Raw genomic sequence first — 9,641 nt, 5'->3', positions numbered from 1 at the left:
CTCCGGCTACGAGCTGTGCGAGAACACCCCCCTGCGGGAAGGCAGCGAGGAGTACCTGGACTCGGAGAAGTACCAGCTGCGGCCCCGCGACTGGGACGCCCCGCACAGCATCGCCCCGCTCATCACCCGCCTCAACGAGATCCGGCGACGGAGCCCGGCCCTGCGGCAGCTGCGCGATCTCCACTTCCACCACGCGGACCAGGAAGCGGTGATCGCGTACTCGAAGCGGCACGGTTCGAACACGGTTCTGGTGGTCGCGAACCTCGACCCTCACCACACCCAGGAGGCCACGGTCTCGTTGGACATGCCGCAACTCGGCCTGGACTGGCACGAGTCGGTGCCGGTGCGCGACGAGCTCACCGGCGAGACCTATCACTGGGGCAGGGCCAACTACGTGCGCCTCGAACCGGGCCTCCGGCCGGCACACGTCCTCACCGTCCTGCGACCGTCCAACCCGCAGATCGGAGGGTCACCCACACCATGACAGTCAACGAGCCCGTCCCGGACACCTTCGAGGACACACCCGCCAAGGACCGCGACCCGGAGTGGTTCAAACGCGCCGTCTTCTACGAGGTCCTCGTCCGGTCCTTCCAGGACAGCAACGGCGACGGCATCGGCGACCTCAAGGGCCTGACCGCCAAACTGGACTACCTGCAATGGCTCGGCGTGGACTGCCTGTGGCTGCCGCCGTTCTTCAAATCCCCCCTCAGGGACGGGGGTTACGACGTCTCCGACTACACCGCCGTGCTCCCGGAGTTCGGTGACCTGGCGGACTTCGTGGAGTTCGTGGACGCCGCCCACCAGCGCGGCATGCGGGTCATCATCGACTTCGTCATGAACCACACGAGTGACCAGCACCCGTGGTTCCAGGAGTCCCGCAAGGACCCGGACGGCCCCTACGGCGACTACTACATGTGGGCCGACGACGACAAGCAGTACCAGGACGCGCGGATCATCTTCGTCGACACGGAGGTCTCCAACTGGACCTTCGACCCGGTGCGCAAGCAGTACTTCTTCCACCGGTTCTTCTCCCACCAGCCGGACCTCAACTACGAGAACCCGGCGGTGCAGGAGGAGATGATCTCCGCGCTGCGGTTCTGGCTGGACCTGGGCATCGACGGGTTCCGGCTGGACGCCGTGCCGTACCTGTACGCCGAGGAGGGCACCAACTGCGAAAACCTTCCGGCGACCCATGAGTTCCTGAAGCGGGTCCGCAAGGAGATCGACGCCCACTACCCAGACACGGTCCTCCTCGCCGAGGCCAACCAGTGGCCGGAGGACGTCGTCGACTACTTCGGCGACTACGCCAGCGGCGGCGACGAATGCCACATGGCCTTCCACTTCCCGGTCATGCCGCGCATCTTCATGGCGGTGCGGCGCGAGTCCCGCTACCCCGTCTCCGAAATCCTGGCCAAGACCCCGGCGATCCCGTCCGGCTGCCAGTGGGGCATCTTCCTGCGCAACCACGACGAGCTGACGCTCGAGATGGTGACGGACGAAGAGCGCGACTACATGTACGCGGAGTACGCCAAGGACCCGCGGATGCGCGCCAACATCGGCATCCGCCGCCGGCTCGCGCCGCTGCTGGACAACGACCGCAACCAGATCGAGCTGTTCACGGCCCTGCTGCTGTCCCTGCCCGGCTCGCCGATCCTGTACTACGGCGACGAGATCGGCATGGGCGACAACATCTGGCTCGGCGACCGGGACGCCGTGCGCACCCCCATGCAGTGGACACCCGACCGCAACGCGGGCTTCTCCACCTGCGACCCCGGCCGCCTCTTCCTCCCCACGATCATGGACCCGGTCTACGGCTACCAGGTCACCAACGTCGAGGCGTCCATGGCGTCGCCCTCGTCGCTGCTGCACTGGACCCGCCGCATGATCGAGATCCGCAAGCAGAACCCCGCCTTCGGCCTCGGCTCGTACACCGAACTCCAGTCCTCCAACCCGGCGGTCCTGGCGTTCCTGCGGGAGCACGGCGACGACCTGGTGCTGTGCGTGCACAACTTCTCCCGCTTCCCGCAGCCGACCGAGCTGGATCTGCGGTCCTTCGCCGGATGCCACCCGGTCGAGCTGATCGGCGGGGTCCGCTTCCCCGCCATCGGGGACCTGCCGTACCTGCTGACTCTGGCGGGCCACGGCTTCTACTGGTTCCGGCTCCGCAAGGACACCCCCTAGAACCCGCGGCGGGGCGGTTTCCTCCGCCCCGCCCGGGGCACGCATGCCGTAACCCCCCGAACACTCCGGGCAACCCCCGAAACCTCTTCCGGGGAAAGGACGCAGCCCATGTCGGAAGCCGTCACCCGCCCCGTCCTCTCGGCCGGCCCCGGCCTGCTCGCGTCACTGGAGCCCCTGCTGAGCCAGTGGCTGCCGCGTCAGCGGTGGTTCGCGGGCAAAGGGCGCCCGGTGACCGGGTTCACGCTGGTTGCGGCCACCGAACTGATGCCGCCCGGTGGCCGGCTGGGCCTGTACCACCTGCTGGTCCAGGTCCACCAGCCGCTCACCCCGGTGCCGGGCGCGGCCACCGCCCCCGGCGACTGCTACCAGCTGCTGATAGGCGTGCGCGAGGCGCTGCCGCCGCGGCTGGCGCCCGCGCTCATCGGACACGTCACCGAGGGCCCGCTCGCCGGGCACACGGTCTACGAGGCCCTGTACGACACCCGCCCCGCCGATCTGCTCCTGGAGGCGCTGCGCACCCAGGCCCGCATCGGCGGGCTGCGCTTCGAACGCGACCCCGGCCAGGAGATCCGTCCCGGTCTCGTCGCCCGCGCGGTGACGGCCGAGCAGTCCAACTCGTCGGTCGTCTATGGCGATACGTTCATTCTCAAGCTGCTGCGCCGGATCGTCCCCGGTGTCAACCCCGACCTGGAGCTGCCGCTCGCGCTGGCCCGCGAGGGCTGCCCCCGGGTACCCGCGCCCACCGCGTGGCTGCGCGCCGAGCTGGGCGGTGAGCCGTACGTCCTGGGCGTGCTCCAGCCCTACGTCCAGGGCGCGGCCGACGGCTGGGAGCTGGCCCTGCGGGAGCTGGCCAAGGGCGAGGACTTCGGTGCCGAGGCGCGGGCGCTCGGGCGCGCCACCGCCGAGGTGCACACCGCGCTGGCCCGCGCCCTGCCGACCGTCACCCTCGGTCCGGCCCAGCTCCAGCCGCTGGTCGACGCCATGGTCGAGCGGCTGGACGCCGCCGCCCAGGCGGTGCCCGCGCTGCGCCCGTACGCGCCGCGGCTGCGCAGCGCCTTCGAGGCGGTGGCGCAGCTCGGCGCGGAGGGCCGTACCTGGACCGCCCAGCGCGTCCACGGCGATCTGCACCTCGGGCAGTGTCTGCGCTCGCCCGCCGGGCAGTGGACGCTGATCGACTTCGAGGGCGAGCCGGCCAAGTCCCTCGCGGAGCGGCGGATGCCGCAGCCGACCGTGCGGGACGTCGCCGGGATGCTGCGCTCCTTCGACTACGCCGCGCACTCCGTACGGCCGGGCGTGCCGGGCTGGGCGGAGACCTGCCGGGCCGCCTACTGCTCCGGGTACGCGGAGGCCGGCGGGAGCGACCCGCGCCACGACCCGGTGCTGCTGCGCGCGTACGAAACCGACAAAGCGGTGTACGAAGTGGTCTACGAGGCCCGGCACCGCCCCGACTGGCTCCCGGTACCGCTGTCGGCGATACGGCGCCTGGCCTCGACCCCATCGACCTGACCTTCCCTGACCCCTCCCAGGAGGCTCCGCCCGTGACTCCCCGCACCCCCTCCAGCGGTTCGGACCCGCAGCAGACGGCCGAGAATCGCTCCGAGCAGGAGACGGCGGCGAAACAGACCGTGCCTCGCCAGGCGACGGCGAAGAAGACCGCCGCCAGGAAGACGGCCGCGCAGGCGGCCGCCCGGACGCCGGCCCAGAAGGCGGTGGCGAAGAAGGCGGCGGCCGGCCGCGCGGACGCCGAGACGACGGCGGCCAAGAGGGCCGCCGCCGAGCGGCCGGCGAAGACCGCGGCCGAGGCGGCGGAGAAGGCACCCGCGAAGAAGGCGACCACCGCACAGACGGCCGCCAAGCAGGCGGCCGCGAAGAAGCCCGCCGCCAGGAAGACGACCGCCAAACGGACCACCGCCAAGAAGGCGACCGCGGAGAAGGCGCTCGCCAAGAAGACCGCGGCCAAGACCACCGACGGGACGGCCACGGTCAAGGCTCCCGCCAGTAAAGCCGCGGAGAAGCGCGCCCCCGTCAAGAAGACACCGGCCAGGAAGGCACCAGCCAAGAAGGTGGTCCAGGAAGTGCCGGCCGGCAAGGTCCCGGTCGAGAAGGCCGCCGTCAGGAAGGCCGTCGCCGAGCGGGCACCCGCGAAGAAGACCCCGGCCGCGGTCCCCCCTGTGGTCCCCGCCCCCACCCCCGCCCTGGACGCCGCCGACCGCGAGCGGCTGCTGTCCGGGACGCACCACGATCCGCACTCCGTGCTGGGCGCGCACCCGGTGCCCGGCGGGGTCGCCTTCCGGGCCTTCCGGCCGTACGCCAGGTCGGTCACGGTCCTCTGCGGGGAGCTGCGGGCGGAGTTGCACGACGACGGGCAGGGCTTCTTCTCCGCGCTGCTGCCCCTCCAGGAGGTGCCGGAGGGGTACCGGCTGGAGGTGGCGTACGAGGAGACGGTGATCGAGACGGAGGACGCGTACCGTTTCCTGCCCACGCTCGGCGAGCTGGATCTGTACCTGATCGGCGAGGGCCGGCACGAGCAGCTGTGGACGGCGCTCGGCGCGCACCCGATGACCCATCAGGGCGTGACCGGCACCCGGTTCACGGTGTGGGCGCCGAACGCCCGGGGCGTGCGCCTGGCCGGCACGTTCAACTTCTGGGACGGCACCGGGTTCCCGATGCGCTCGCTGGGCTCGTCCGGGGTGTGGGAGCTGTTCGTGCCGGGGATCGGCGAGGGTGAGCTGTACAAGTTCGAGATCACCCGGCCGGACGGTTCGCGGACGCTGCGCGCGGACCCGATGGCCCGCCGCACCGAGATTCCGCCGAACACGTCGTCGGTCATCCACGCGTCGGCGTACGAGTGGGGCGACGCGGAGTGGCTGGCCCGCCGCGCGGAGCGGCCCGCGCACGAGGCGCCCCTGTCCGTCTACGAGGTGCACCTGCCGTCGTGGCGTCCGGGGCTGACCTACCGGCAGCTCGCCGAGCAGCTCCCGGCGTACGTCAAGGACATGGGCTTCACCCACGTGGAGCTGATGCCGATCGCCGAGCACCCCTTCGGCGGCTCCTGGGGCTACCAGGTCACCGGCTTCTACGCGCCGACCGCCCGGCTCGGCACCCCGGACGACTTCAAGTACCTGGTGGACGCGCTGCACCAGGCGGGCATCGGCGTCCTCATGGACTGGGTGCCCGCGCACTTCCCGCGCGACGACTGGGCGCTGGCCGAGTTCGACGGCCGGCCACTGTACGAGCACCCGGACCCACGGCGGTCGGCGCACCCGGACTGGGGCACGCTGGAGTTCGACTTCGGGCGCCGCGAGGTGCGGAACTTCCTGGTCGCCAACGCGGTGTACTGGTGCGAGGAGTTCCACATCGACGGGCTGCGGGTGGACGCGGTCGCCTCGATGCTCTACCTGGACTACTCGCGCGAGCCGGGCCAGTGGGTGCCGAACGAGCACGGCGGGCGGGAGAACCTGGACGCGGTGGCGTTCCTGCAGGAGATGAACGCGACCGTGTACCGCAGGGCGCCCGGCGTGGTGACGATCGCCGAGGAGTCCACCGCCTGGGACGGCGTGACCCGCGCGACCCACCACAAGGGCCCGAGCGGCTTCGGCGGCCTCGGCTTCGGGCTGAAGTGGAACATGGGCTGGATGCACGACTCGCTCCAGTACATGAGCAAGGACCCGGTGCACCGCAGGCACCACCACCACGAGATGACCTTCTCGATGGTGTACGCGTACAGCGAGAACTACGTGCTGCCGATCTCCCACGACGAGGTCGTGCACGGCAAGCGGTCGCTGGTGTCGAAGATGCCGGGCGACTGGTGGCAGCAGCGCGCCAACCACCGTGCCTACCTGGGCTTCATGTGGGCCCATCCGGGCAAGCAACTGCTGTTCATGGGCCAGGAGTTCGCGCAGGGCGCGGAGTGGTCGGAGGCGCACGGCCCGGACTGGTGGCTGCTCGACCCGGCGTACGGCGCGGAGGCCGACCACCGCGGGGTGCGCGACCTGGTGCGGGACCTCAACACCGTCTACCGCGCCACCCCGGCCCTGTGGGAGCGGGACGTCCACCCGGACGGCTTCCAGTGGATCGTCGCGGACGCCGCCGACGACAACGTGCTCGCCTTCCTGCGCCTGGACGCGGAGGGCACGCCGCTGCTGTCGGTCAGCAACTTCTCCCCCGTGGTGCGCCAGGACTACCGCCTCGGCGTCCCCGACGACATCCCCGCCTGGCACGAGGTCCTCAACACCGACGCAGCCCGCTACGGCGGCAGCGACGTCACCCGGCCCGACCCCGTCAAGCCGGAGCCCCAGGGCTGGCACGGCCGCCCCGCGAGCATCCGGCTGACGCTGCCCCCGCTGGCTACGGTGTGGCTGCGGCCTGCCTGAGCCCGTCCGGGAGGGCCCCGGTGTGCAGGACGCCGAGCCGCTGGGTGGCGCGGGTCAGGGCGACGTAGAGGTCGCTGGTGCCGTACCGGGCGGGTTCGACGACCAGGACGGAGTCGAACTCCAGGCCCTTGGCCTGGCGCGGGTCGAGCAGGACGACGGTCCGCGTCAGGTCGGGTTGGGCGCCGGCGGTCACCCCGTCGAGCCGGGCGGCGAGGCTGCGGTGCAGGTCGCGTGGGGCGATGACGGCGAGGCGGCCCTCGGCGGGGGTGAGTTCGGCGACCGCCTTCGCGACCGCGCCAGGCAGGTCGTCGGTGGCGCGCACCCAGGGCCGTACGCCCGTGGAGCGGACCGAACTCGGCGGTTCGAAGTCCGGGTCGACGGCCCGGACGACGGCCGCCGCGAGGTCCATGATCTCGGCGGGGGTGCGGTAGTTGACGCGGAGCCGGGTGTGCTCCCAGCGGTCCTCGACGTACGGCTGGAGGATCTCCCGCCAGGAGCCGACGCCGGCCGCCTCGGCGGTCTGCGCGGGGTCACCGACGAGGGTCATCGAGCGGGTCGGGCTGCGCCGCATCAGCAGCCGCCACGCCATCGGCGACAGTTCCTGCGCCTCGTCGACGATGATGTGCCCGAACGCCCAGGTGCGGTCGGCCGCGGCCCGTTCGGCGGCGCTGCGGTGGTCGGCCTCCTCGTGGCGCTCGGCGAACCGCTCGGCGTCGATGATGTCGTGCGCGGACAGCACCTCGGAGGCCTCCGGGTCGTCCTCCTCCTTGTCCTCGAACTCGTAGGTCCGGGAGGCGTACGACACGTCCAGCACGCCCTGCGCGTAGGCCACCTGGGTCTCCCGCTCCCGCTCGGCGCGGGCGCGGGCCGCGCGGTCGTCCTCGCCGAGGAGTTCGGCGGCCTCGTCCAGCAGGGGTACGTCCGCGACCGTCCAGGCCCGGGTGACCGGGCGGCGGATGGCGGCGGCGTCCTCGTCGCAGACGTAGCCCTGCGGGTCGGCGAGGAAGTCGGCGACCAGCCGCTGCGGGGTGAGCACCGGCCACAACCGGTCGATCGCTGCCCACACCTCGGGGTTCTCGGCGAGGTCGTCGCGGATCTGGGTGATGTCGGCGGCGTCCAGCAGGCTGGAGCCGTCGTAGGGGTCGGTGCCGATGCGCTCGGCGTACAGCTCGGTGAGCGTGTTGAGGATGTGGCCCTCGAAGTGCTCGCGGGCGGCGTTGTGCGGCAGCTTCGCGGCGCGGGTCCTCTCGCGGGCGACGTTCACCAGGCCGTCGTCGAGCATCAGGACCTCCCGGTCGTGCTCGATCGCGATGACCGGGTCGGGCAGCGCCTGCCGGTCGCGTACGACGGCGGCGAGCACGTCGGCCATGTCGGCGCGGCCCTTAACCGCGGCGGCCTCCGGCGTGTCCGTGGCCGTCGCCTTCACGCCGGGGTACAGCTCGCCGACGGTGGCCAGCAGCACGCCGGTCTCGCCGAGGGAGGGCAGCACCTCGCCGATGTAGCCGAGGAAGGCCGGGTTGGGGCCGACGATCAGCACGGCCCGCCTGGCGAGCAGTTCCCGGTGCTCGTAGAGGAGGTAGGCGGCGCGGTGCAGGGCGACGGCGGTCTTGCCGGTGCCGGGGCCGCCCTCCACCACCAGGACGCCGCGGTGCGGGGCGCGGATGATCTCGTCCTGCTCGGCCTGGATGGTCTGGACGATGTCGCTCATCCGGCCGGTGCGCGCGGAGTTCAGGGCGGCGAGCAGCACCGCGTCGCCGCTGGGGTCCTCGTGGCCGGTGCGCTCCCGGTCGCCGACGTCGAGGAACTCGTCGTGCAGGGCGGTGACCGTGCGGCCCTCGGTGGTGATGTGCCGGCGGCGGCGCAGGCCCATCGGGGTGTGGCCGGTGGCCAGGTAGAAGGGCCGGGCGACGTCCGCGCGCCAGTCGATGAGGACCGGGGTGCGCTCGGCGTCGTCGGCGCGCAGGCCGATGCGGCCGATGTGGTGCCGGACGCCGGAGGTCAGGTCGATCCGGCCGAAGCACAGGGAGCCGTCGACCGCGTCGAGCGCGGCGAGCAGCCCGGAGCGCTCGGCGACCAGGATGTCGCGCTCCAGCCGGGCCTGCATCGGCTTGTCGCCCTGGGCGAGAGCGTCCGTGACCGAGGACTCGGTCTCGCCGCGCAGGACGTCGACGCGCGCGTACAGATCGTCGATGAATTCCTGCTCCTGACGCATTTCATCGTCTGGAAATTCGGAGTTTGACAATTCCGCTCCCGGCCGGATATACTGTGGTCACTGAACTTTCCCGCGACTGTTGAATTGAAGTCGCGAACCATTGAATATACGCAAAGAAATCCCCCGGGCGCAATTGCCCGGGGGATTTCTCGTGGTTCTCGTACGTCTCGCGCCTCTCGCGCCCGGGGGGGGCGTCAGAGCGCTTCGGCGATCTCCTCCAGCAGCACCAGTCGGCGGTGAACTCCACCAGCACCGGCAGCTCCGATCCGATCACCTCCGCCGCGAAGTCCGCGTCTGTCACCTCGGCCACACCCGCTGCCCTGATCACAACCCCTGCCCTCCCAGTTCGCACATCGGATCCTCGGCCAGCGCCAGCCGCACCCCGATCTTCGCCCGCACCGCCTGCAACTCGCCGATCAGCGCGTCGAGTTCGTCCAGCTTGCGGCGGTACACCGCGAGCGACGCCGGGCACACGTCGCCCTCCGGGTGCCCGGCGCGCAGACACTCCACGAAGGGCCGCGTCTCCTCCAGGTCGAACCCGAAGTCCTGCAACGTCCTGATCTGCCGCAGCAGCCGCAGGTCCGACTCGTCGTAGTCCCGGTACCCCTTGTCGTCACGCCGCGCGGGCAACAGCCCCCGCGCCTCGTAGTACCGCAGCGCCCGCGTGGTGGTCCCGGCCCGTGCGGCCAGCTCGCCGATTCGCATACGCCCGAACGTAAGCCTTGACGCCGAGGTCAAGGCAAGGGTGCGTGGGAGGGGGGTTGGGGGGTGGGGGTCACGGCGGTAGCGGGCGGCCGCCGGGGCCCGGCGGGCAGTGGAGGGGGCGGGTGCCTTGCGGCGGCGGGGTGGGGCTGGGCGAGCGGGGTGGGTGCCCC

General features: G+C 71.6%; 6 protein-coding genes and 1 pseudogene. 4 read left to right on the top strand and 3 right to left on the bottom strand.

From position 1 onward, the window contains the following. The 4 genes from AB0K92_RS33080 to glgB all read left to right on the top strand — a co-directional run. Nucleotides 1-484 (top strand): alpha-glucosidase C-terminal domain-containing protein (locus AB0K92_RS33080; protein ID WP_365928972.1); only part of this gene is annotated, 484 nt, incomplete at its 5' end. Then, nucleotides 481-2,181 carry a maltose alpha-D-glucosyltransferase gene (gene treS, locus AB0K92_RS33075; protein WP_365928971.1) on the top strand — a complete coding sequence of 567 codons (1,701 nt, stop codon included), beginning with the start codon at nucleotides 481-483 and terminating at the stop codon, nucleotides 2,179-2,181. The genes AB0K92_RS33080 and treS, both read left to right, overlap by 4 nt. A gap of 108 nt (nucleotides 2,182-2,289) precedes the next feature. After that, nucleotides 2,290-3,687, top strand: coding sequence for a maltokinase (locus AB0K92_RS33070; RefSeq protein ID WP_365928970.1), 1,398 nt, complete (start codon nucleotides 2,290-2,292; stop codon nucleotides 3,685-3,687). A 32-nt stretch (nucleotides 3,688-3,719) separates the two neighbouring features. After that, entirely contained in the window at nucleotides 3,720-6,554 is a 2,835-nt protein-coding gene (gene glgB / locus AB0K92_RS33065; RefSeq protein WP_365928969.1) for a 1,4-alpha-glucan branching enzyme, read from the top strand. Here glgB and AB0K92_RS33060 read toward each other — a convergent pair. The 3 genes and pseudogenes from AB0K92_RS33060 to AB0K92_RS33050 form a co-directional block, all read right to left on the bottom strand. After that, entirely contained in the window at nucleotides 6,529-8,766 is a 2,238-nt protein-coding gene (locus AB0K92_RS33060; RefSeq protein ID WP_365928968.1) for a UvrD-helicase domain-containing protein, read from the bottom strand. The genes glgB and AB0K92_RS33060 overlap by 26 nt on opposite strands. 205 nt (nucleotides 8,767-8,971) lie before the next feature. Then, nucleotides 8,972-9,076, bottom strand: a pseudogene (locus AB0K92_RS33055) (thioredoxin domain-containing protein); the annotation flags it as partial. 14 nt (nucleotides 9,077-9,090) lie between these two features. Next, entirely contained in the window at nucleotides 9,091-9,471 is a 381-nt protein-coding gene (locus AB0K92_RS33050; protein WP_365928967.1) for a MerR family transcriptional regulator, read from the bottom strand. Nucleotides 9,472-9,641: the final 170 nt, after the last annotated feature.

The organism is Streptomyces sp. NPDC052687, assembly GCF_040678395.1.
Lineage (GTDB): Bacteria > Actinomycetota > Actinomycetes > Streptomycetales > Streptomycetaceae > Streptomyces.
Note: the sequence above shows the minus strand (reverse complement) of the source record. Positions and strands in the feature narration are given on the sequence as shown.

What these genes read in the sequence shown, in the direction of transcription:
- treS (WP_365928971.1), top strand. Translation starts at nt 481, where the DNA reads ATGACAGTCAACGAGCCCGTCCCGGACACCTTCGAGGACACACCCGCC.
- AB0K92_RS33050 (WP_365928967.1), bottom strand. Translation starts at nt 9,471, where the DNA reads ATGCGAATCGGCGAGCTGGCCGCACGGGCCGGGACCACCACGCGGGCG.
- AB0K92_RS33070 (WP_365928970.1), top strand. Translation starts at nt 2,290, where the DNA reads ATGTCGGAAGCCGTCACCCGCCCCGTCCTCTCGGCCGGCCCCGGCCTG.
- AB0K92_RS33060 (WP_365928968.1), bottom strand. Translation starts at nt 8,766, where the DNA reads ATGCGTCAGGAGCAGGAATTCATCGACGATCTGTACGCGCGCGTCGAC.